The 21,951-nt window shown below is 58.0% G+C and carries 13 protein-coding genes and 3 rRNA genes; 14 read left to right on the top strand and 2 right to left on the bottom strand.

Annotated elements, in window-relative coordinates:
* The first annotated feature begins 379 nt into the window (after nucleotides 1–379).
* The 9 genes from ACR0R4_RS07130 to mnhG all read left to right on the top strand — a co-directional run bounded on the left by ACR0R4_RS07130 (nucleotide 380) and on the right by mnhG (nucleotide 12,022).
* Nucleotides 380–1,902, top strand: a 16S ribosomal RNA gene (locus tag ACR0R4_RS07130).
* A 418-nt stretch (nucleotides 1,903–2,320) separates the two neighbouring features.
* Nucleotides 2,321–5,432, top strand: a 23S ribosomal RNA gene (locus ACR0R4_RS07125).
* 141 nt (nucleotides 5,433–5,573) lie between these two features.
* Nucleotides 5,574–5,690, top strand: a 5S ribosomal RNA gene (gene rrf, locus ACR0R4_RS07120).
* The 16S, 23S and 5S rRNA genes sit together here, the layout of an rRNA operon.
* Before the next feature lie 96 nt (nucleotides 5,691–5,786).
* Nucleotides 5,787–8,681, top strand: coding sequence for a Na+/H+ antiporter subunit A (locus ACR0R4_RS07115; RefSeq protein ID WP_433646640.1), 2,895 nt, complete (start codon nucleotides 5,787–5,789; stop codon nucleotides 8,679–8,681).
* Nucleotides 8,678–9,130, top strand: coding sequence for a sodium:proton antiporter (locus tag ACR0R4_RS07110; RefSeq protein WP_433646639.1), 453 nt, complete (start codon nucleotides 8,678–8,680; stop codon nucleotides 9,128–9,130). The genes ACR0R4_RS07115 and ACR0R4_RS07110 overlap by 4 nt, the downstream gene beginning before the upstream one ends.
* Complete coding sequence (locus ACR0R4_RS07105; protein WP_433646638.1) at nucleotides 9,127–10,827, top strand: Na+/H+ antiporter subunit D; 1,701 nt, start codon at nucleotides 9,127–9,129, stop codon at nucleotides 10,825–10,827. The genes ACR0R4_RS07110 and ACR0R4_RS07105 overlap by 4 nt, the downstream gene beginning before the upstream one ends.
* Nucleotides 10,817–11,362 (top strand): Na+/H+ antiporter subunit E, encoded by a 546-nt coding sequence (locus ACR0R4_RS07100; protein ID WP_433646637.1) that lies wholly within the window; start codon nucleotides 10,817–10,819, stop codon nucleotides 11,360–11,362. Before ACR0R4_RS07105 ends, ACR0R4_RS07100 begins: the two co-directional genes overlap by 11 nt.
* The gene (locus ACR0R4_RS07095) at nucleotides 11,359–11,670 is read left to right on the top strand and encodes an MrpF/PhaF family protein (protein ID WP_433646636.1); all 312 of its coding nucleotides are present in this window, start codon (nucleotides 11,359–11,361) and stop codon (nucleotides 11,668–11,670) included. Before ACR0R4_RS07100 ends, ACR0R4_RS07095 begins: the two co-directional genes overlap by 4 nt.
* Entirely contained in the window at nucleotides 11,663–12,022 is a 360-nt protein-coding gene (gene mnhG, locus ACR0R4_RS07090; RefSeq protein WP_433646634.1) for a monovalent cation/H(+) antiporter subunit G, read from the top strand. The genes ACR0R4_RS07095 and mnhG overlap by 8 nt, the downstream gene beginning before the upstream one ends.
* Before the next feature lie 71 nt (nucleotides 12,023–12,093).
* Here the strand turns inward: mnhG and aceB are convergent, their stop codons facing one another.
* A complete protein-coding gene (gene aceB / locus ACR0R4_RS07085) occupies nucleotides 12,094–13,743 on the bottom strand; it encodes a malate synthase A (RefSeq protein WP_433646632.1) in 1,650 nt (549 codons plus the stop codon).
* Nucleotides 13,744–13,909: 166 nt separating this feature from the next.
* Between aceB and ACR0R4_RS07080 the strand changes: the two genes are divergently transcribed.
* From ACR0R4_RS07080 to ACR0R4_RS07065, 4 genes are all read left to right on the top strand, one after another.
* Nucleotides 13,910–15,469 (top strand): helix-turn-helix domain-containing protein, encoded by a 1,560-nt coding sequence (locus ACR0R4_RS07080; RefSeq protein ID WP_433646630.1) that lies wholly within the window; start codon nucleotides 13,910–13,912, stop codon nucleotides 15,467–15,469.
* Nucleotides 15,470–15,619: 150 nt separating this feature from the next.
* On the top strand, nucleotides 15,620–16,084 hold the full coding sequence (locus ACR0R4_RS07075) for an FHA domain-containing protein (protein WP_433646629.1): 465 nt from the start codon (nucleotides 15,620–15,622) through the stop codon (nucleotides 16,082–16,084).
* A 1-nt stretch (nucleotide 16,085) separates the two neighbouring features.
* Nucleotides 16,086–16,766 (top strand): transcriptional regulator FtsR, encoded by a 681-nt coding sequence (ftsR, locus tag ACR0R4_RS07070; protein ID WP_433646628.1) that lies wholly within the window; start codon nucleotides 16,086–16,088, stop codon nucleotides 16,764–16,766.
* A 108-nt stretch (nucleotides 16,767–16,874) separates the two neighbouring features.
* Nucleotides 16,875–17,435, top strand: coding sequence for a MerR family transcriptional regulator (locus ACR0R4_RS07065; protein ID WP_433646627.1), 561 nt, complete (start codon nucleotides 16,875–16,877; stop codon nucleotides 17,433–17,435).
* A gap of 58 nt (nucleotides 17,436–17,493) precedes the next feature.
* On the opposite strand, the gene ACR0R4_RS07060 is transcribed toward ACR0R4_RS07065, so the two are convergent.
* Entirely contained in the window at nucleotides 17,494–18,390 is an 897-nt protein-coding gene (locus ACR0R4_RS07060; protein ID WP_433646626.1) for a ParA family protein, read from the bottom strand.
* Between the two features lie 153 nt (nucleotides 18,391–18,543).
* Here ACR0R4_RS07060 and ACR0R4_RS07055 point away from each other — a divergent pair, with 153 nt between their 5' ends.
* Nucleotides 18,544–21,948 carry a pyruvate carboxylase gene (locus ACR0R4_RS07055; protein ID WP_433646625.1) on the top strand — a complete coding sequence of 1,135 codons (3,405 nt, stop codon included), beginning with the start codon at nucleotides 18,544–18,546 and terminating at the stop codon, nucleotides 21,946–21,948.
* Nucleotides 21,949–21,951: the final 3 nt, after the last annotated feature.

Genomic DNA, 21,951 nt, shown 5'->3' with positions numbered 1-21,951 from the left:
CCTCTCTCACCACCTTGTGTGGTCTCGGGTCTTCGGGCGTGGGAAATCATTGTTGATCGTTACTGGTTCGCTGGTTCATCGATTTGCAGGGATGATTTGGGTGTGGTAAGTTAGGAAAGTTGCTCTTCGGAGGGCCTGCGGGTCGTTACGGGGGGTGTCTGGTCCTTGAGAACTCAATAGTGTGCACTTAATTGTCAAATGCCAAATTTTATATCCCGTCATCGGGGCCTGTATGGGTTTCGGTGGTGTGATTCTTTTGGATGAATAATTCGGATTGTCAGTACTGGCCTCCTTTGGGGGTTGGTTGATGGTTTGTTTTTGTTTGTCAGGTCAAACTCGTTGCTTGCTGGCTTATTCCGCTGGTTTGTGACATCAGTATTTTACGGAGAGTTTGATCCTGGCTCAGGACGAACGCTGGCGGCGTGCTTAACACATGCAAGTCGAACGATGAAGCCCAGCTTGCTGGGTGGAAGAGTGGCGAACGGGTGAGTAACACGTGAGTAACCTGCCCATCACTCTGGGATAAGCGCTGGAAACGGCGTCTAATACTGGATATGAACAGCGGCCGCATGGTCAGTTGTTGGAAAGATTTATTGGTGATGGATGGACTCGCGGCCTATCAGCTAGTTGGTGAGGTAATGGCTCACCAAGGCGACGACGGGTAGCCGGCCTGAGAGGGTGACCGGCCACACTGGGACTGAGACACGGCCCAGACTCCTACGGGAGGCAGCAGTGGGGAATATTGCACAATGGGCGCAAGCCTGATGCAGCAACGCCGCGTGAGGGATGACGGCCTTCGGGTTGTAAACCTCTTTTAGTAGGGAAGAAGCGCAAGTGACGGTACCTGCAGAAAAAGCACCGGCTAACTACGTGCCAGCAGCCGCGGTAATACGTAGGGTGCAAGCGTTGTCCGGAATTATTGGGCGTAAAGAGCTCGTAGGCGGCTTGTCGCGTCTGCTGTGAAAACCCGAGGCTCAACCTCGGGCTTGCAGTGGGTACGGGCAGGCTAGAGTGCGGTAGGGGAGATTGGAATTCCTGGTGTAGCGGTGGAATGCGCAGATATCAGGAGGAACACCAATGGCGAAGGCAGATCTCTGGGCCGTAACTGACGCTGAGGAGCGAAAGCATGGGGAGCGAACAGGATTAGATACCCTGGTAGTCCATGCCGTAAACGTTGGGAACTAGATGTAGGGCCTGTTCCACGGGTTCTGTGTCGTAGCTAACGCATTAAGTTCCCCGCCTGGGGAGTACGGCCGCAAGGCTAAAACTCAAAGGAATTGACGGGGGCCCGCACAAGCGGCGGAGCATGCGGATTAATTCGATGCAACGCGAAGAACCTTACCAAGGCTTGACATATTCGAGAACGGGCCAGAAATGGTCAACTCTTTGGACACTCGTTTACAGGTGGTGCATGGTTGTCGTCAGCTCGTGTCGTGAGATGTTCGGTTAAGTCCGGCAACGAGCGCAACCCTCGTCCTATGTTGCCAGCACGTTATGGTGGGAACTCATGGGATACTGCCGTGGTCAACACGGAGGAAGGTGGGGATGACGTCAAATCATCATGCCCCTTATGTCTTGGGCTTCACGCATGCTACAATGGCCGGTACAAAGGGCTGCGATACCGCGAGGTGGAGCGAATCCCAAAAAGCCGGTCTCAGTTCGGATTGGGGTCTGCAACTCGACCCCATGAAGTCGGAGTCGCTAGTAATCGCAGATCAGCAACGCTGCGGTGAATACGTTCCCGGGCCTTGTACACACCGCCCGTCAAGTCATGAAAGTCGGTAACACCCGAAGCCGGTGGCCTAACCCTTGTGGAGGGAGCCGTCGAAGGTGGGACTGGTGATTAGGACTAAGTCGTAACAAGGTAGCCGTACCGGAAGGTGCGGCTGGATCACCTCCTTTCTAAGGAGCACTCGGAACCTTTGGTTTCGTAGATTGCCCAGATCATCACCGAGTGTGTGGTGCTGGGTGCTCATGGGTGGAACATTTGACAACAGGGTGTCTGCTGGTGTGGTGGGGGTAGTACGCAAGTCTTCGGGTTTGTTGGAACTCTCTGTCATGGTGGTGGGTGTCCGTTTTGTGCACATTATTGGGTCCTGGAGGCCTAGACCGTTCGTGCTCTTTTGGGGGTGTGGGTGGGCTTGGTTTCTGACCCTTCGCTGTGAGACGTGTTGCTTATGGTGGGGGGATCGACCGTACGTTGAGAACTACACAGTGGACGCGAGCATCTTTGAAACACAATGTGTTTCATGAAATAAGGTCTGAGCGCGTGGATTGCCTTTCGGGGTGGTGTGCGTGTTTATTCTCTTTACTTATGTGATTTCAAGTTTTAAAGAGCAAACGGTGGATGCCTTGGCATCTGGAGCCGAAGAAGGACGTAGTAATCTGCGATAAGCCTCGGGGAGTTGATAAACAAGCTGTGATCCGAGGATTTCCGAATGGGGAAACCCCGCCAGGGCGCGTGCGTGCCTGGTGACTCCCGCCTGAATATATAGGGCGGGTAGAGGGAACGTGGGGAAGTGAAACATCTCAGTACCCACAGGAAGAGAAAACAATAGTGATTCCGGGAGTAGTGGCGAGCGAAACTGGATCAGGCTAAACCGGTCATGTGTGATACCCGGCAGGGGTTGCATGGTCGGGGTTGTGGGACATGCCTGGAGATTCTGCCGAGTCTTCGACGTGAGCGTCAAGTTATAGAGGAACAGCTTGGAATGGCTGATCGGAGAGGGTGAGAATCCCGTACTCGAAATGGCTTGGCCGCGTGGTGTGTATCCCAAGTAGCACGGGGCCCGAGAAATCCCGTGTGAATCTGTCAGGACCACCTGATAAGCCTAAATACTTCCAGATGACCGATAGCGGACTAGTACCGTGAGGGAAAGGTGAAAAGTACCCCGGGAGGGGAGTGAAATAGTACCTGAAACCGTTTGCTTACAATCCGTTGGAGCAGCCTTGTTGCTGTGACAGCGTGCCTTTTGAAGAATGAGCCTGCGAGTTAGCGGCATGTGGCGAGGTTAACCCGTGTGGGGAAGCCGTAGCGAAAGCGAGTCTGAATAGGGCGATTCAGTCGCGTGTCCTAGACCCGAAGCGAAGTGATCTATCCATGGCCAGGTTGAAGCGACGGTAAGACGTCGTGGAGGACCGAACCCACTTAGGTTGAAAACTGAGGGGATGAGCTGTGGATAGGGGTGAAAGGCCAATCAAACTTCGTGATAGCTGGTTCTCTCCGAAATGCATTTAGGTGCAGCGTTGCGTGTTTCTTACCGGAGGTAGAGCTACTGGATGGCCGATGGGCCCTACAAGGTTACTGACGTCAGCTAAACTCCGAATGCCGGTAAGTGAGAGCGCAGCAGTGAGACTGTGGGGGATAAGCTTCATAGTCGAGAGGGAAACAACCCAGATCGCCAACTAAGGTCCCAAAGCGCGTGCTAAGTGGAAAAGGATGTGGAGTTGCTGTGACAACCAGGAGGTTGGCTTAGAAGCAGCCACCCTTGAAAGAGTGCGTAATAGCTCACTGGTCAAGTGATTCCGCGCCGACAATGTAACGGGGCTCAAGCACGCCACCGAAGTTGCGGCATTCAGCGTATAGACAAGCCTTCGTGGTTCAGTCCGTTGGATGGGTAGGAGAGCGTCGTGTGGGCAGTGAAGCGGCGGAGTGATCCAGCCGTGGAGCCCACACGAGTGAGAATGCAGGCATGAGTAGCGAAAGACGGGCGAGAAACCCGTCCTCCGGAAGACCAAGGGTTCCAGGGTCAAGCTAATCTGCCCTGGGTAAGTCGGGACCTAAGGCGAGGCCGACAGGCGTAGTCGATGGACAACGGGTTGATATTCCCGTACCGGCGAAAAACCGTCAAACGCTGATCCATGAGTGCTAAGTATGTGAAGTTGGGTTTGATCCTTCGGGTGATTTCCTTTCGGAGTGTACGAACCCGAATTGGTGAGGTGAGCGTATTAACAGGTGTGACGCAGGAAGGTAGCTGGTCCCGGGCGATGGTTGTCCCGGGCTAAGCATGTAGCCCGAACCGTAGGCAAATCCGCGGTTCATTTGAGGGTGAGATGTGATGGGGACCCGTAAGGGGAAGTCAGTGATCCTATGCTGCCAAGAAAAGCATCGGCGCGAGGTTTTAGCCGCCCGTACCCCAAACCGACACAGGTGGTCAGGTAGAGAATACTAAGGAGATCGAGAGAATCATGGTGAAGGAACTCGGCAAAATGCCCCCGTAACTTCGGGAGAAGGGGGGCCATCCACTTATACGGATTTACTCCGGAAAGGGTGTGGTGGCCGCAGAGACCAGTGGGAAGCGACTGTTTACTAAAAACACAGGTCCGTGCGAACAAGCAATTGGATGTATACGGACTGACGCCTGCCCGGTGCTGGAAGGTTAAGAGGAGAGGTCAACCCTTCGGGGTGAAGCTTTGAATTTAAGCCCCAGTAAACGGCGGTGGTAACTATAACCATCCTAAGGTAGCGAAATTCCTTGTCGGGTAAGTTCCGACCTGCACGAATGGCGTAACGACTTCCCAGCTGTCTCCACCATGAACTCGGCGAAATTGCATTACGAGTAAAGATGCTCGTTACGCGCAGAAGGACGGAAAGACCCCGTGACCTTTACTACAGCTTGGTATTGGTGTTCGGTGTGGCTTGTGTAGGATAGGTGGGAGACTGTGAAGCAGGGACGCTAGTTCTTGTGGAGTCATTGTTGAAATACCACTCTGGTCATATTGGATATCTAACTACGGACCCTGATCGGGTTCTGGGACAGTGCCTGGTGGGTAGTTTAACTGGGGCGGTTGCCTCCTAAAGAGTAACGGAGGCGCCCAAAGGTTCCCTCAACCTGGTTGGCAATCAGGTGGCGAGTGTAAGTGCACAAGGGAGCTTGACTGTGAGACTGACAGGTCGAGCAGGGACGAAAGTCGGGACTAGTGATCCGGCAGTGGCTTGTGGAAGCGCTGTCGCTCAACGGATAAAAGGTACCTCGGGGATAACAGGCTGATCTTGCCCAAGAGTCCATATCGACGGCATGGTTTGGCACCTCGATGTCGGCTCGTCGCATCCTGGGGCTGGAGTAGGTCCCAAGGGTTGGGCTGTTCGCCCATTAAAGCGGTACGCGAGCTGGGTTTAGAACGTCGTGAGACAGTTCGGTCCCTATCCTCTGCGCGCGTTGGAAATTTGAGAGGATCTGACCCTAGTACGAGAGGACCGGGTTGGACGGACCTCTGGTGTGCCAGTTGTTCTGCCAAGGGCATGGCTGGTTGGCTACGTTCGGGATGGATAACCGCTGAAAGCATCTAAGCGGGAAGCCGGCCTCGAGATGAGATTTCCGTCACCCTTGTGGTGGTGAGGCTCCCAGGAGATTACTGGGTTGATAGGCCAGATGTGGAAGCACTGTAAGGTGTGGAGCTGACTGGTACTAATAAGCCGATGGCTTGATAATCATTTATGCATGAGTAAGTGTGAGTTTGGTCCTTCTAACGATGTTTCGCGTCCGCTTTGTGGTTCTTGACGTACGGCCACGACCTGGTGCTTGAACTCTTGTTGGGGTTTGGGTGGGTGGGTTTTGGTATGTCAATAGTGTTACGGTGGTTATAGCGTCAGGGAAACGCCCGGTTACATTCCGAACCCGGAAGCTAAGGCTGACTGCGCCGATGGTACTGCACTCGGGAGGGTGTGGGAGAGTAGGACACCGCCGGACCTCTTTGTTAAGGGGCTGGTCTCAAAAGAGACCAGCCCCTTTTTTTGGAAATTTCAACTCCGATAGACTTATTTGGGACGCTAGAGGAGGATGCGCATGGGTGTGATGGTAACCGCGCTTTTGGCGCTCTCCATCACCGCAGTCATTGCCTATCCTGTGATCCGTCGTTTCCACAGCAACGGATTTCTGATCGTCGCGTTAGTGCCCGCGGCTCTATTCTTCGCCTTTATCGCTCAGGCTGGGCCCGTACTTGCAGGTAGCGTCCTCGTTGAGTCAGCCTCATGGATCCCGCAGCTGTCGCTCAACCTAGTCTTTCGACTTGACGCGCTCTCTTTCATGTTTGCGCTGTTGGTGACCGGGGCGGGAGCCCTCATTCTTGTGTACTGTCGCAACTACTTTCAAGACTCCGAGGACGGACTCGCGAGGTTCGGCGCGGTGTTCGTCGGCTTCACTGTCTCGATGCTCGGGCTTGTGCTCTCGGATAATGTCTTCCTACTTTTCATCTTTTGGGAAGCTACGACGGTCTTCTCCTTCTTGCTGATCGGTCACTCGCAGCGTCAGCGCACTGCGCGATCCGCGGCACTTCAAGCTCTCATCGTGACAACCCTCGGGGGCCTCGCGATGCTCGTGGGTCTTGTCATCCTCGCAGTGGCTGCAGGAACCGCGAATCTTTCCGAGATTGTTGAATCTCCTCCCACCGGTGTATCTGCTACCGTTGCAGTTTTCCTGGTGCTCGTGGGTGCGCTCTCAAAGTCCGCGATCTTCCCATTTCACTTCTGGCTTCCTGGAGCGATGGCTGCGCCTACTCCGGTTAGTGCTTATCTTCATGCTGCAGCGATGGTCAAGGCAGGGGTATACCTCATCGCGCGGATGGGTCCCGGCTTCGGTGATGTTCCCGGCTACCGAGAGACTCTAGTTATTCTGGGCGCAATCACGATGCTGAATGGCGGTATTCGGGCACTGCGACAGTTTGACGTTAAACTGATCGTCGCTCACGGAACCGTGAGCCAGCTCGGATTTCTCGTCATGATCTTCGGATTGGCCGACCCCCTCACCGATTTTGCCGGTCTCGCGCTGCTTTTCGCTCACGCGGTAGCGAAGGCACCGCTCTTTCTCGCTGTCGGCATCATCGATCATGGCGCTGGTACACGTGACCTCCGCAAGCTCAGTGGCCTCGGGCGTCAGGTCCCAGCGCTCACTGTCATCACAGTAGTTGCGACAGCCTCGATGGTGGGATTTCCTCCTTTCATTGGATTCGTGGCGAAAGAAGCTGTCTTCACCGAGCTCATCGTGCTTTCGCAAACGACTCCTCTTGCAGGGGTAGCGTTCATAGTTTCCATTCTGGGCAGCGTGCTCACGGTTGCCTATATGGGCCGCTTCCTGTGGGGCGCATTTGCAACGAAACGGGCGGTTGATACCTGCACGCTTGTGCACCGCGAATCTCCGACTATTCTTTTCGCACCAATGGTCTTCGCCGTGATCGCACTCGCCTCGGGCCTTGCCGCACCCCTGATTGATCCTTGGCTGCAGCTCGCGATTCAGCCGTCGAGCGTGGTACCAGAGCATCTGGCACTTTGGCACGGGTTCACCCCAGCCCTGGGGGTATCTGCGCTGGTGATTGGCTTGGGTGTGGGTCTCACGTTCCTCGTGAGTCGACTTACTTTGAGATTTGCTGGGGTGCCCGAGCGTTTCTCCGGTTCACATATCTATTGGCTGATCACCCACTGGATCGATATCTTCGCCATCAGACTCACCTCGCTCACGCAACGCGGATCATTGCCGTTCTACCTTTCGGTGATTCTTATTGTCTTGGTTGGCGCACTCACAGTGCCCGTGATCGCGACGGCGCCTTGGCCGAGGAGTGTTGAGTGGACGACGTCACCTGCTCAGGTTCCAATTGCTGTCGTGATGATTCTTGCAACACTGTTTGCGCTTCGGGCTCGCACTCGATTTCAAGCGGTCGTTCTCGTGGGTGTTACCGGCTATGGGATGGCCTCTATCTTTATGTTGCACGGTGCACCGGACTTGGCACTCACCCAGGCCCTGGTGGAGACGGTCACGTTGATCGCCTTTGTGCTGGTCATTCGGCGTTTACCCCAGCACATCGGTGTCCGTGCCTCCCGCGCAAAGCACGTGTTGCGAGCGGTCATTGGGCTGGCCGTGGGTCTCACCCTGGGAGCAGTCGCGCTCATCGCCATGGGGGCAAGAGTTGCCGAACCAATTTCCCTGCAATTTCCTGAGCTCGCATACGCTGGGGGCCACGGCTTCAATGTTGTAAATGTAACCCTGGTCGATATTCGTGGGTGGGACACCCTGGGGGAGCTCTCGGTAGTTCTTGCTGCTGCTACCGGGGTCGCATCACTGGTGTTTGTTAAGACCCGCATTGATACTTTGCCGAAGCTCTCGCGCCGTGCTGCTCGGATTCGGGTTCGGGACTATCTCAAGCGTGTCGATGATCCTCATGATTCGGCGCAGCGGAGCACGTGGCTGCTCGCAGGTAAAGACCTCGATCCGTCCCGGCGATCCATAATCTTGGAAGTCGTCGTGAGAGTGGTCTTTCACGCGCTTATTTTGCTCTCCTTCTACCTCCTCCTGAGTGGTCATAACACCCCAGGCGGCGGATTCGCGGGAGGCCTCGTGGCAGGGCTCGCCCTCGTCGCGCGTTATCTCACAGGTGGTCGCGCCGAACTCGGTGCGACCGTGCCCGTTGACGCCGGCCGAATCCTCGGGGCTGGTCTAGCACTTGCCACCACGATGGCGATCTTGCCAATCTTCTTTGGACAGGCCGCGTTGGCTTCATCTTGGATCGATCTTGACCTCGGACCGTTCGGCATACTTCCCCTTGTCTCTTCGACCCTCTTTGACGTAGGGGTCTACCTTGTGGTCTTTGGGCTCATCCTCGACGTGCTCCGCAGTCTTGGTGCCGAAGTGGATCGGCAGGAAGAATTGGATAGTGAATCGGCGAAGGCGTCACGGGGTGAGCAGCGATGACCATGCCTCTCATTCTCGTTCTTGTGATGGTGGTGCTGTACGCCGGCGGGGTGTATCTCTTGCTAGATCGCTCGTTAACGAGGGTGCTGCTTGGTTTCCTCCTGGTCGGGAACGCAACCAACCTGTTGCTGTTTCTCTCCTCGGGCGGCTTTGGAGTTGCCCCGATTTTCGGCACGGCAAATGCCGAAGACATGAGTGACCCGCTACCGCAGGCCCTGACGCTAACAGCAATTGTGATCACGTTCGGAGTGAGCGCTTTCATGCTTGCCTTGATCTATCGCTCGTGGCGTCTCTCCCGGCAAGACGAGGAAGACTCGGTGCGGATTGAGGAGCAAGAGCTGGGGCTTGCGGAAGCAGACGATTTCACCACTGAAGAAGTCACTGATGTGGATCTTGCGGAAACCCAGGAGTTCGCAAAGTCGGAAAACGAAGTGGAGGAAGAGCGATGAACGCTTGGATCCCACTCGTCGTGCTCATTCCTTTGGGCTGCGCAGCGTTGACGCTCGCGCTTCCGGGAAATAGGCGCGCCCAACAGGCGATCACCGTCGGCGCCCTGATCGCGATGCTCACAGTGAGCCTCATCTTGATGTGGGCCGTGGATACCAGTGGGCCCTTGGTCATGCAGGTTGGGGGCTGGGCGGCCCCCTACGGCATTTCGCTCGTCGTTGACCGGCTCTCGGCACTCATGCTCGTTGTCTCAGCGATCGTGCTGCTCGCGGTGCTCCTGTTTTCACTCGGTCAGGGTCTGGCAGATGGCGACGAGGATACACCCGTATCTATCTACTATCCGACCTACCTGGTCCTGGGTGCCGGTGTCTGTAACGCGTTTATCGCGGGTGACCTCTTCAACCTGTACGTTGGATTCGAGATCCTGCTGGTGGCTAGCTATGTTCTCATCACCCTTGGAGGAACCGCTCCACGAATACGGGCTGGTGTGACCTATGTCGTGGTCTCACTCGTTTCCTCGATCCTGTTCCTCGCAGGCATCGGCGTGATTTACGCGGCCACGGGCACCGTTAATCTGGCACAACTCACGATCCGTATTGCAGAGCTGCCGGGTGAAGTTCAGCTCATTCTCAACCTGCTACTCCTCATCGCTTTCGGCATCAAAGCGGCAATCTTCCCACTCGCGTTCTGGCTTCCAGACTCGTACCCTACTGCACCAGCGCCGGTTACCGCGGTGTTTGCGGGTCTTCTGACGAAGGTCGGTGTGTATGCGATTATTCGGAGCCAGACCCAGTTATTCCCGCAGTCGAGTGTCGATAACCTGCTGTTGGTCATCGCTGGACTCACTTTGATTGTCGGGATACTGGGGGCGGTATCCCAACTCGACATCAAACGACTTCTTTCGTTCACTCTGATCAGCCATATCGGGTACATGATCTTTGGGATTGGAATGGCAACCGCGGCCGGGTTCGGCGCAACCATCTACTACATAGCCCACCACATCATCGTGCAGACGACCCTGTTCCTTGCGGTGGGGCTCATCGAGCGGCAGGGTGGATCCACCTCGCTCACGTCGCTCGGTGGACTGCTTCGGGCAGCGCCGGTCATTGCAATACTGTTCTTTATCCCCATGCTCAATCTCGGGGGGATCCCTCCCTTCTCGGGCTTCATCGGCAAGCTCGGGCTATTTGAAGCAGGAGCAGAGCTTGCCACGCCGGGCACCTATTGGCTCATGGGTGTGGGGGCACTCGTGTCGTTGCTCACGCTTTACGCACTGGCGCGTGTGTGGAGCCTAGCCTTCTGGCGTACACGGGCTGCCGCTCTCGGGGAACCGGGTGCTGCACCTACGACCTCCACAGAGGCTCTGATGCTCAGAGACCGGGAAGATGCGCTGCTCCACCGCTTACATGGTGCCCCCGATGCGATTCCCCGACAAGAGCAGCGACAGATCCCGGGTCTCATGGTCGGTGCTACCACCGGAATGGTGGTAGTCAGTGTGGTGCTGACGCTTTTCGCCGGACCACTCTACGCCTACTCTGAACGTGCAGGTGAAATGCTCACCCAGCCCGCAGAGATTGCGCGGTTGGTCCTCGAACCGAGTGAAGAATCACGGCTGGGAGGAGGAAGCGGTCGCACCGAGCCTCCGGGAAACGTTGTCCCTGACGCCGGGCAGCTGGACGAGGTGGAAAATGGGTCGTGAGGCGAGACGACGGGAGCGACTGCTCAAATTGAGCGAGCTTCCGCTGCTTATTGGATTGACACTCACCTGGGTGGCGTTATGGCACGAAGTGAGTCTGATGTCGGTCACTAGCGGGATAGTTGTTGCGCTCTTCGCCGTGCGACTCTTCTACTTGCCTCCGGTTCTCATCGCCGCGCGCTTCAATGTCTGGTGGGCACTTCGCTACGTGCTCTATTTTTTCTGGCACCTCGCTATTGCCTCGGTGCAGGTTGCCTGGCTCACTCTTCGCCCGGGGCCCCCGCCGAAGACCTCGATCGTCGCTGTGCGACTGCGTACGGAGTCGGATTTTATTCTGACCATGGTGGGGCTCACCGCCTCGCTCATCCCGGGTTCCCTCATCGTAGAAGTGGATCGATACGGATCCACTTTGTATCTCCACGTTCTGAACACTCCGACAGACCGCGAAACGCAGCACGCCATACAAGCGGCCCTTGACATCGAAGAGCTACTGATCCGCGCAATTGGGTCGAAGCGAGACCTGAGGGAGCTCTCATGACCGTGCTGTCTCACATTGCCGTGGTATTTGCCGTTGCTGGTCTCACCCTGACCGCGCTCTTGTCTGTCATCCGTATCGTGCGCGGGCCCACCATCCTCGATCGAATGATCGCCTCTGACGTATTGCTCACCACGCTCATCATTGCGGTCGGAACCGACATGGTGCTGCGTAATCACGTCGATGGAATACCGCTCATGACGGCAATCGCCGCCACCGCGGTGCTCGCAACCATTGTTGTCGCACGCTATGTCAAGCGACGCGCGCGGTCAACTGGTCCAGCGGGCCCTGGGGAGGTTCCCAATGATTGAGCAGATCATGGATGTTTTGGCGTTGGTGTGTGTTATTGCGGCCACCGCGTTTTCTGTCGCCGCTGGCATAGGGCTCTTGCGTTTTCCTGACGCACTGAGCAGGTTGCACGCTGCCACGAAGCCACAAGTCTTTGGTTTGCTCCTGATCATCGCGGCGATCGCTTTGGATCAACGCTCGTGGGTGACGTTGCTCTCGCTGATTCCAGTATTTGTGTTCCAGTCGTTAACAGCCCCGGTTGCCGCCCACATGGTGGGTCGCGCCGCCTACCGCACAGGGCAGTACGACACCGAGACTCTGGTCGTTGACGAGCTAGGTCCGGCGATCGAACGAGCGAATTCAGAGAGGGAATAACAGCGCCCACAGGCCGAGGGTGAAGGTCGACCTGTGGGCGCTGCTGGTGGTGTCTCCAGCGGGGGGCGGTGCTAGGCATCTACGAGATAGCGGCTGTAGGCGGGGAGTGTCAGGAAAGTGGGGAACTGCTCGCCCAACGCCACATCCTCGAAGAGTTCAATCGCGTCCTCGAACCGATCCCCGGGGAAACGTTCGAAGCCCTGGGCAGTTTCCCGCACAATTTCCTCCACCCATTCCCTGGTAATGCGCGTCCCATCTGCTGTCGACTGATCCTGGTGGATCCACTGCCATATTTGTGAACGGCTGATCTCAGCGGTTGCCGCGTCTTCCATGAGGTTGTCGATTGCCACAGCACCGAGGCCGCGCAGCCAGGCCTCGATATAGCGCAGGCCGATAGAGACGTTGTCGCGCACTCCAGCCTCTGTGATCTCGCGGCCAATGTGCACATCGAGGAGCTGGGCAGCGGTGACATGCACGTCGTTCCGCTGGCGGTCCACCTGATTCGGTCGATCTCCGAGCACTGCATCGAACTCGGCCTGAGCCACCGGGATCAGGTCGGGGTGCGCCACCCAGGTGCCATCGAATCCATCGGCGGCTTCGCGGTGTTTGTCAGCGCGAACCTTCTCTTCTGCCAGCGCTGTGACCTCTGGGTTACTCCGATTCGGGATGAAAGCACTCATGCCGCCGATGGCGTGGGCACCACGCTGATGACACGTCTGCACGAGCAACTCAGTGTAGGCGCGCATGAAGGGAACCGTCATGGTCACCTCGCTGCGATCGGGCAGAACGAAGCGGGCACCCCGACCCCGGTAGTTCTTGATGATTGAGAAGATGTAGTCCCAGCGGCCAGCGTTGAGACCGGCGACATGGTCCTTCATTACGTAGAGGATCTCGTCCATCTCAAACGCCGCCGGAAGGGTCTCAATCAGCACTGTGGCGCGGATAGTGCCGTGGTCGAGCCCGAGCTTACGCTCGGTGAATGTGAAGATGTCATCCCACAGTTTCGCTTCCTCGCTTGACTCCAACTTCGCAATGTAGAAGTACGGTCCACGCCCCCGTTCGACCAGTTCACGAGCATTGTGAAAGGCGTACAGGCCGAAGTCAACCAGGCTGCCCGAGGCGGCACCGGCCCGCCCGTGCGCATCAACGAAGCGAATGTGCTTCTCTACGAGGTGCCAGCCGCGCGGTCGCATCACAATCGTCGGTGTGCGCTCTGCCGTCACTCGATCCTCTTTGCCTTCGGGGCTCGTGTAGCTCAGCTGATCCCGAATCGCATCGAATAACGAGATCTGACCTCCGATCACATTGGCCCATGTCGGGCTGGTTGCATCTTCCTGGTCAGCGAGCCACACGCGTGCACCGGAGTTGAGCGCGTTGATGGTCATTTTTGGATCGGTGGGTCCGGTGATCTCGACGCGCCGGTCCTCAAGACCTGGCCCGGGTCCGACGACCTTCCAGCTCTTGTCCTCCCGAATTGCGCGGGTCTCCTCGCGGAACTCAGGGTCGCGCCCGTTACCTATCTCGAATCGACGGCGTTGGCGATCGGCAAGGCGATCGTGGCGAGATCCTGCAAAACGATGGTGCAACTCGGTGAGGAACTGCAGCGCCTCAGCTGTGAGGATTTCGTCACTGCGCAGCATCGGCCGGCCCAGCACTTCGACACGTGGTTCGGCCTGTGTTGACGTGCGCGGGGTGTGCTTTGTGGTCTGCAAGGTGGTCATGATCTTTGTGTCCTTCTGACGTACGAATCTGTGTGTGGAACAGCGAGAGATTCATCGGTGTGATTCCATCCTGCGTGCCAGAGCAGGGCTCGATAGCCCCAATAGGATGTGAAATTTTGGAGTATTTTCGTTTGGCGAAAGAATCCCTGTCTGGCACCATGGAGCTATGAACTCCATCAACCTCGCGAACAGCGAACAGCGACGGACCGCGGTGCATCGTGGGACTGCTGGCCCTGCGGCAGGAAGCCGTGAACCCTTGCGCCAGACAGTGCCGGTGGCTGCTGTCGCGCCTGAAGAAGAAGCTGCTGACGCGTTGACCTTAGGTCGCCGGGTGCGCGAGCGACGCACTCAGCTCGGCCTGAAGCTCGAACAGCTTGCAGCTGCGATCGAACGAGCCCCCTCCCAGGTGTCGGCAATAGAGAACGGGAAGCGAGAACCGAGTTTGCCGATCCTTCGCGCGCTGGCGCTGGCACTTGACTGCTCTGTGGACGAACTCTTGATGGACGAGGCTCCGAGCGAACGAGCGGCCCTCGAAATCTCGGTGGAGCGGGCGCAGCGAGGATCCGTCTTTCAGTCTCTGGGCATTCAGCCGATCAGGGTCTCCAAGACCACACCCGATGACACACTCAAAGCGGTGCTCGGGCTTCATCAGGAAGTGGAGCGCTTGCACCGCGAACGAGCGGCAACTCCTGAGGAAGCGAGGCGCGCGAACACCGAGTTGCGTGCTGAAATGCGCATTCGCGGCAACTATTACTCGGAGCTTGAGGGTGAAGCCAGGCAGTTGTTGGAGGGTGTTGGGTATATCGGGGGTCCCGTCTCGCAACAGCTGATCTCAAGCATCGCGGAAAAAATTGGATTCACCCTTCACTATGTGGGTGATTTGCCGCACTCGACTCGTTCGGTGATTGACCAGCGAAACCATCGAATCTATTTGAGTTCAAGTCTTCCGTCTCGTGATGCGCGAGCACCGATTGTTCGCGCTCTCGCAAGTCTCGTGTGTGGACATGAGGAGCCGCGGAGCTACGGTGAGTTTCTTCGGCAGCGTGTGGAGGCGAATTATCTTGCGGGTGCTGTGTTGTTGCCCGAGAAGAGCGCGGTGGGTCAACTCCGAGAAGCAAAGAAGCAGCGACAGATCTCGATGGAGGATCTGCGCGACGCCTTTGGGGTCTCGTATGAAATGGCCGCTCATAGATTCACGAATCTCGCCACCGAACACCTTGACCTGGATGTGCACTTTATGAAAGTGCACGAATCAGGCACGCTCATCAAAGCCTATGAGAATGATGGCGTGCGATTCCCCTCTGACGCGTTGGGCAATTTCGAGGGAGCGATGGTCTGCCGAAACTGGACGGCACGCACGGTATTCAGTCAGCCTGATCTCTTCAACCCTTGGTACCAATACACCGACATGGCAGCCGGAGGCACCTATTGGTGTACCTCTCGTGTTGAGAAAGCGAAGGAAGGGCAGTATTCGGTGAGCGTCGGGGTGCCATTTGACGCAGTCAAGTGGTTCCGTGGCCGTGAGACTGCGCATCGCACTCAGTCATTCTGTCCCGATGAGCGATGCTGTCGTCGCGCTTCGGATGAGCTCACCCGGAAGTGGGAGGCCGCTGCTTGGCCGGAAGCAGCGACACCCACGAGTCTCCTCGCGGCGCTTCCGACAGGCACCTTTCCCGGCGTTGACTCGCATGAGGTCTATGACTTCCTTGAATCGCACGAGGCCTAGTGACTCAGCGATTTTCAGGAGCGTGTGTGCCATTCGGATCGTCGACCCAACTCGCCGAGATTGAGATGCGGCTGCGCTCGAGCTGCGATAGCGTAGTGGAATCAGGCTGAGAGGCTGGCGGGAGGCGAAAAGCCGGAGGTGAGTGACGACGTGAATGCAGAGGATCAGGCACGCCGGGATGACCAAACCGAGGTGAGATCGACCGAGCAGTTTCGTGGCGAGGTGGGAGCCATGGTGCGGGCCCGTACGACAGACCTGAGCGTGGGGGAGCAAGACGCGGTGCAGGCACTGCCGTCGGGCGCTGCATTGCTCGTCGTTCGCCGTGGGGCAAATCTGGGGGCACGTTTTCTGCTTGACCAAGCCATCACGGTTGCGGGCAGGCACCCAGAGGTTGATATCTTTCTCGATGACGTCACGGTCTCGCGAAAGCATGCTGAGTTTCGACGCGTCGGAGTGAGGTTTCTCGTGCATGACCTAGGCTCACTGAATGGCACCTACGTGGATGGTTACCGAATTGACGGTGATCGCACGCTGGAAGACGGGGTCGAAGTGCAGGTGGGCAAATTCAAGTTCACGTTCTTCGCTTCGCGATTCGACCTCCCCTACCAGGGATAGCATGTCAGTGAAGTCCGCCCGAGCGCACGACAGCGCAGGGCTCCTCAGTATCGGTCACGTGCTAGAACGACTGCAGGACGAATTCTGCGATCTCAGCCCGTCTAAGTTGCGCTTCCTCGAGGAGCAAGGGCTGATTTCTCCCGAGCGCACCAAATCGGGGTATCGCAAGTTCTCGCAGGCTCACATTGAGCGACTCAGGCTGATCTTGACGCTCCAGAAAGACCACTACCTTCCCCTGAAGGTCATTGCTGAGGTGCTGGAAGAGGTGGACCAGGGCAGGGATCCGGTTATTCCGGGCGCAGCACCGCGCAGCGCCTCAAGCATTCTCCGGCCTCAGCGGCTTCTCTCCCGTGATGAGCTTCAGCGATTGACGGGGGCCTCAGCGCGATTCATCGGAGATGCGATTGCTGCAGGCCTCCTGCCCGCAGCAGAGGTGTTTCCCTATGAATCGGTGGCTGAACTCAGTGCACTTATGCGACTTGCTGAGCGGGGGATTACACCTCGCCATCTCCGAGCAATGCGCGCCGCGGCTGAGCGTGATGCGGAGCTCATTTCCCACTCAATCGAATCTCGCGGGATGCGCAGTGACAGCCCAGGAGGCACAGAGGGTGCCCTTGAGATCGCGGAGCTCATGGAGACCGTCCGTGGCGGCGTGTTGCACCGCAGCCTGAGTCGACGATAGTCGTCGCGACACACCAAAAGTTTCGGTGCGTCGGTCGTTGCACCGATGCATCACCCTAGATACCGTTAAGAGAATTAAGCGCACGATGCGCTGCCGGAGAGGACTGCGATGGAGAACTTGGTTTCGACGCCGCCAGGATCGACGATTTCTGCAACCCTCTTTGACGATGGTCTGCCTCAACCCAACAAGGATGGTGGGTTCAAGGGCGCGGTCGCAGCGCGGGCAGCAGGGATCAGCTATCGTCAGCTCGACTATTGGGCTCGTACTGGGCTGGTTGAGCCGACTGTGCAGGGCGCGAGCGGATCAGGGTCCCAGCGGCTGTACGGTTTTCGGGACATCTTGGTGCTCAAACTAGTGAAGCGACTCCTCGACACAGGGATCTCGTTGCAGCAGATTCGAACCGCTGTTGGTCAGCTGAACGAGTCCGGTGTGCACGACCTCGCGCAGACAACGCTGATGAGTGATGGAGCGAGCGTCTACCTGTGTACGTCGAATGACGAGGTGATTGACCTGGTGAGTCGTGGTCAGGGCGTGTTTGGGATTGCTGTGGGGAAAGTGCTGCGCGAAGTAGAAACGTCGCTCGTGGATATGGACGAGCACCGCTCAGCATCGATCGAGAGCGCAGGCGACGAACTGTCCGCACGCAGGGAAGCTCGCAAGATCTCCTAGACGGCTTCGTCGCAATAACCTGTGCGGGCGGAAGAACCGACCTCAAACCTGCGGCTGGTTACTTCGCGGAACCTGTCGGGTCAGTCACTACAGTGAGATCTTCTGCGGGTTCATCAGAGACGATCGCATGGCCAGGAGTTGTTGGCGCACCCTCACCCGCGACGATCCCGTCGATCCCGGCCGATCGCATCACCCGATCGAGAACTTGATCGAAGTAGCCTGCCATCTCCTGTGCGGCCTCGCCCGGCCACATGTGTACCGGCTTCGCGGCACCCTGGGCCTGCTGCAGAGACGTGCGCTCGGGAAGTTGGGGGCTGAGCACGAGTGGGCCGAACATCTCCTTCAATTCCTTGATGCGGAACTGATGTTCCATCGACTGTGGCCGAGTTCTGTTGATGAGGATCCCAAGCGGCTGCAGTCGTGGGCTTACCCCACGCCGGATCTCTTCAATAGCGCGGAGGGCACGGTCTGCTGCCGAGACCGCGAAGAGCCCTGGCTCAGTGACCACCAACACGCGATCGCTCGCCGCCCAGGCGGTTCGAGTGAGGGCATTCAGCGATGGCGCGCAATCGATCAGGACGAGATCGTAATCTTTCTCTACGCTCGCGAGCGCCTCTTCCAGCTTCCAGATCTCACGAACGGACGGGTGCGGCCCGTCGAAATTGATGGCAGAGGGACTTCCCACGAGCAGGTCAATTGACCCTTCGTGGTGCTGGTTCCAACCGCTCGGTGCAATGGCAGCACGAACGGTCTTTTCTTTCGGGTTCTCGAGTACGTCAGAAATATTGGAGTACCCGTCTGGGTTCACATCCATTCCAGTAGATACGTCGGCCTGCGGATCAAGGTCAACCACAAGGGTGCGCAGGCCGCGCGAGAACGCCGCGGAAGCCAGGCCCAGAGCCACAGTGGTCTTACCGACGCCGCCTTTGAGGGAGCTCACACTGAGTACATGCACCCCTTGAGTCTATGGGAAAGTGCCCTTGCGTTCACTGGGTGTGCTGGTAGCGCTTCTGAAGTCTCTTGACATCGAGACGGTTTGCGTTGTGTCGACGTATAAGCTGGCTCTGGGCATTTGTATTTTGCTGGGCGCAAGAGGCATAGGAGCCACATGTTCAAGAAGATCTTGGTCGCAAACCGTGGGGAAATTGCCATTCGGGCGTTTCGGGCCGCATACGAGCTCGGCGCGAAAACGGTGGCAGTGTTTCCATATGAAGACCGCAATTCGTTGCACCGTTTGAAGGCGGACGAAGCGTATGTGATCGGAACCGAAGGTCACCCGGTGCGCGCGTACCTCGATGTCAGTGAGATTGTTCGTGTCGCGCGTGAATGCGGTGCCGACGCAATCTATCCCGGATATGGATTTCTCTCAGAGAACCCCGACCTGGCAGCAGCTGCAGAAGCTGCGGGTATCACCTTTATCGGTCCCGGCCAGGCCGCGCTCGAGATGGCGGGCAACAAGGTCGCGGCGAAGCATCACGCGATTGCAGCTGGCGTGCCCGTACTCCGGTCGACCGAACCCTCCCGGAACCTCGACGAACTCATCGAGGGTGCCCGCGAGATTGGATTTCCAGTGTTTGCGAAAGCGGTCGCTGGCGGCGGCGGGCGAGGAATGCGGCGTGTCGAGCGCGAGGAGGATCTCCGTGACGCGCTTGAAGCTGCGATGCGTGAAGCCGAGAGCGCATTCGGTGACTCCACGATGTTTATCGAGCAGGCCGTGCTTCGCCCCCGGCACATCGAGGTGCAAATCCTCGCGGACCGTTCGGGTGAAACGGTGCATCTGTATGAGCGCGATTGCTCGGTTCAGCGGCGGCATCAGAAGGTCATCGAGATTGCGCCCGCACCAAACCTCGATCCAAGAGTTCGGGATCTGCTGACTCGAGATGCCATCGCCTTTGCGAGGTCGATCGGCTACGAAAACGCGGGCACGGTCGAGTTTCTCCTGGACACCGAGGGGGAGCGCGCGGGCCAGCACGTCTTCATTGAGATGAACCCACGTATTCAGGTTGAGCACACGGTGACCGAAGAAGTTACCGATGTGGATCTTGTGCAGGCCCAGATGCGCATCGCAGCGGGCGAGACCCTCGAACAGCTGGGCCTGACCCAGGACCGAATTCAGCTTCGGGGCGCTGCACTGCAGTGCCGCATCACCACGGAGAATCCTGCAGACGGCTTCCGGCCCGATCTTGGGAGGATCACGACCTATCGGTCGCCGGGTGGCGGAGGTGTTCGCCTAGATGGTGGCACCATCAACCCCGGTGCGCACATCAGCCCCCACTTCGACTCGATGCTCGCAAAGTTGACGTGCCGTGGTCGTGATTTTGGCGCAGCGGTGGTGCGGGCGCGACGCGCACTCGCCGAGTTCCGCATCCGCGGAGTTGCGACCAACATCCCGTTCCTTCAGGCCGTTCTGGATGACCCTGATTTCCAGGCCGGTGATGTCAGCACCTCGTTTATTGAGGAGCGACCAGAACTTCTCACACTGAACAAACCCCAGGATCGCGCGACCCGCGTGCTGCAATACCTCGCTGACGTCACGGTGAACCAACCACACGGGGCGCGACCAAGCCTGATCGGACCAGAGGTGAAACTCCCGGTGGTCGACCTTGATCGGGCCGTCCCAGAGGGAAACCGGCAGCGCCTGCTGCAGCTTGGCCCCGAAGGGTTCGCCAGGTCCCTGCGAGAGCAAACTGCCCTCGCCGTTACTGAGACGACGTTCCGCGATGCGCACCAGTCACTGCTCGCGACCCGAGTCCGGAGCCGGGACCTGGTTGCGGTCGCGCCACACGTCGCACGTCTCACGCCAGAGCTGCTTTCGGTTGAGGCCTGGGGTGGCGCAACCTACGACGTGGCGCTCCGCTTTCTTGCGGAGGATCCGTGGGATCGCCTTGCCGCACTGCGTGAGGCCCTCCCCAACGTTCCGATTCAGATGCTCTTGCGCGGCCAAAACACTGTCGGATACACGCCGTACCCGGCTCAGGTGGCACAGGTGTTCGTGCGCGAAGCAGCGTCAACCGGGGTGGATATTTTCCGGATCTTCGATGCACTGAACGACGTGAATCAGATGCGGGTGGCGATCGACGCGGTGCGGGAGACCGGGACCGCCGTTGCTGAGGTTGCCATGTCATATACGGGCAATCTGATTGATCCGGCGGAGAACAAATACACTCTCGACTACTACTTGCACCTAGCGGAGCGCATTGTCGACGCTGGCGCGCACATTCTCGCGATTAAAGATATGGCGGGGCTGTTGCGGCCCGCTGCCGCGAGCAAGCTCGTGACGGCACTGCGTGAGCGATTTGACCTGCCTGTTCACCTGCACACTCATGACACGCCTGGTGGTCAGCTGGCAACCCTCCTTGCCGCGTCAGCCGCGGGTGTTGACGCGGTTGATGCTGCTTCCGCGCCGATGGCGGGAACGACATCGCAGCCCTCGCTGTCATCGCTTGTTGCGGCTCTTGCACACACTGAGCGCGACACTGGCCTGAGTGCTGAGGCAGTCTATGAACTCGAACCGTATTGGGATGCAGTAAGAACTGTTTATCGCCCATTCGAGTCCGGACTCCCGTCACCCACGGGCCGGGTCTATACACACGAGATTCCCGGTGGACAGCTTTCGAACCTGCGCCAGCAGGCAATCGCACTGGGCCTGTCCGATAACTTCGAGAAGATCGAAAATATGTATGCGGCCGCGGATAGGATCCTGGGGCGGATTCCCAAGGTTACGCCCTCTTCGAAGGTAGTTGGTGACCTCGCCTTGCATTTGGCGGCGGTAGATGCCGACCCGGCAGATTTTGAGGCCCATCCGGAAAAATACGACATTCCAGATTCCGTGGTGGGTTTCCTTGCCGGAGAACTTGGCGAGATTCCCGGCGGTTGGCCTGAGCCGTTCCGCAGCAAAGTCTTGGCTGGACGGACTGTGTCCATTGACGTGGCCCCTGTACCCGAGGCAGATGCTGCGCTGTTGAATGGGTCACAGTCGGAAAGGCGCGACGCGCTCAACCGACTGCTCTTCCCCGGGCCGACGGCGCAGTTTGCCTCCACGCGGGAACGTTTCGGCGATCTCTCGGTGTTGCACACTGGCGACTACCTCTATGGCCTAGAGTCGGGGGCCGAGCACGCGGTTGATCTTGGCCGCGGGGTCCGCCTCTACGTCGGTCTCGAAGCCATCGGTGAGGCGGACGACAAGGGAATCCGTACGGTCATGGTGCGGGTGAACGGACAGCTTAGGCCTGTCTTCGTGAAAGACGACCGGGTGACATCCACCGTTGAAGCTGCAGAGAAGGCCGACCCCGATCGTGCGGGTCACGTGGCTGCGCCGTTCTCTGGCACCGTCACTCAGAAGATTTCGGTGGGTGACCCGGTGTCAGCAGGACAGCCGGTGGCTACTATTGAGGCGATGAAGATGGAAGCGGCCATCACAGCTCCAATCGCTGGAATCGTCAAGAGGCTGACCTTCCGAGAAGCTCGTGGGGTCGAGGCCGGTGACTTGTTGCTGGTGATCGAGGAGGAGTAACGC

Source organism: Leucobacter fengyongliangi (assembly GCF_050971685.1).
Taxonomy (GTDB): domain Bacteria; phylum Actinomycetota; class Actinomycetes; order Actinomycetales; family Microbacteriaceae; genus Leucobacter.
Note: the sequence above shows the minus strand (reverse complement) of the source record. Positions and strands in the feature narration are given on the sequence as shown.

Coding starts and splice junctions, on each gene's coding strand:
- ACR0R4_RS07080 (WP_433646630.1), top strand. CDS start 13,910: ATGAACTCCATCAACCTCGCGAACAGCGAACAGCGACGGACCGCGGTG.
- ACR0R4_RS07115 (WP_433646640.1), top strand. CDS start 5,787: ATGGGTGTGATGGTAACCGCGCTTTTGGCGCTCTCCATCACCGCAGTC.
- aceB (WP_433646632.1), bottom strand. CDS start 13,743: ATGACCACCTTGCAGACCACAAAGCACACCCCGCGCACGTCAACACAG.
- ACR0R4_RS07065 (WP_433646627.1), top strand. CDS start 16,875: ATGGAGAACTTGGTTTCGACGCCGCCAGGATCGACGATTTCTGCAACC.
- mnhG (WP_433646634.1), top strand. CDS start 11,663: ATGATTGAGCAGATCATGGATGTTTTGGCGTTGGTGTGTGTTATTGCG.
- ftsR (WP_433646628.1), top strand. CDS start 16,086: ATGTCAGTGAAGTCCGCCCGAGCGCACGACAGCGCAGGGCTCCTCAGT.
- ACR0R4_RS07105 (WP_433646638.1), top strand. CDS start 9,127: ATGAACGCTTGGATCCCACTCGTCGTGCTCATTCCTTTGGGCTGCGCA.
- ACR0R4_RS07110 (WP_433646639.1), top strand. CDS start 8,678: ATGACCATGCCTCTCATTCTCGTTCTTGTGATGGTGGTGCTGTACGCC.
- ACR0R4_RS07095 (WP_433646636.1), top strand. CDS start 11,359: ATGACCGTGCTGTCTCACATTGCCGTGGTATTTGCCGTTGCTGGTCTC.
- ACR0R4_RS07100 (WP_433646637.1), top strand. CDS start 10,817: ATGGGTCGTGAGGCGAGACGACGGGAGCGACTGCTCAAATTGAGCGAG.
- ACR0R4_RS07055 (WP_433646625.1), top strand. CDS start 18,544: ATGTTCAAGAAGATCTTGGTCGCAAACCGTGGGGAAATTGCCATTCGG.